The following is an 866-nucleotide window of genomic DNA, read 5'->3' on the forward strand; positions in this document are numbered from 1 at the left end:
CCAGCCGCTTGGCCAGCACCGCGCCGGCGGCCATGGCCAGCTGCAGCGCCAGTGCCGGCTGGCGGTTGCACAGCTCCGCATAGCGCAGCGCCGGCAAGGCCCACAGCCGCGCGTCGCTGCCCGCTTGCACCGTGGCGCTGCGCGGGCGGTGCGAGAAGAAGGCCCCTTCGCCGACCAGGGAGCCCGGGCCCACGATGGCCAGCCGCAGCCGCTCCTTCTCGTCCTCGTAATGCACGCTCAGGCTGCCGCTCTCGACGAAATAGAGCGTGCGATCGCTCGCTCCCTGCGCGAACAGCACCTGGCCGGAGACCAGCTGCATGGGCTGCAGGTAAGGCGCCACCAGCTCCCATTGCTGCGCCTGGAAGACATTGCCCAGGCTGTCCTCGGAAGTGGCCGCGGCGATGGCGGCGATCAGGCCGCGCAGGTCGGCCTTGGGGAGGGAGGAAGGAGGCGGCATGTCGATCATGGCGGACAGAAAGTAGCGCGGCCGGCAGCCACGCGCAAGCGGGGAAGGCCAGGGTGCGCCTTGGGACGGTGGCAAGCGTTCACGTTCATTTTCCGATGCAAAAGCGCGAGAAGATCACCCCCAGCAGGTCGTCCGCGCCGAACTCGCCGGTGATGCGATTGAGGGCATTTTGCGCCAGCCGCAGCTCCTCGGCCAGCAGGTCCAGCGCTGGCTGCGCGCCGTGCAGCTGCGCCGCCGCCTCCATGAGGTGGCCGTCCACCTCGCGCAGCGCCTGCAGGTGGCGTGCGCGCGCGATGTACACGCCCTCGGGCGCGCTCTGCCAGCCGGCGACCTGCAGCAGCCTGCGGCGCAGCGCATCCAGGCCCTCGCCGGTGCGCGCCGACAGCCGCAGGCCGGCGGC

Annotated in this window: 1 protein-coding gene and 1 pseudogene; both read right to left on the reverse strand. The window is 71.5% G+C overall.

Features of this window, described 5'->3' with window-relative positions:
• A partial coding sequence (locus A612_RS13865; RefSeq protein ID WP_420891033.1) for a Crp/Fnr family transcriptional regulator occupies nt 1-457 on the reverse strand: 457 nt, incomplete at its 3' end.
• 94 nt (nt 458-551) lie between these two features.
• Nucleotides 552-866: pseudogene (locus A612_RS13870) on the reverse strand (tRNA uridine-5-carboxymethylaminomethyl(34) synthesis GTPase MnmE); the annotation flags it as partial.

Origin of the sequence: Melaminivora alkalimesophila, assembly GCF_000282995.1 — a bacterium.
GTDB lineage: Bacteria > Pseudomonadota > Gammaproteobacteria > Burkholderiales > Burkholderiaceae_C > Melaminivora > Melaminivora alkalimesophila.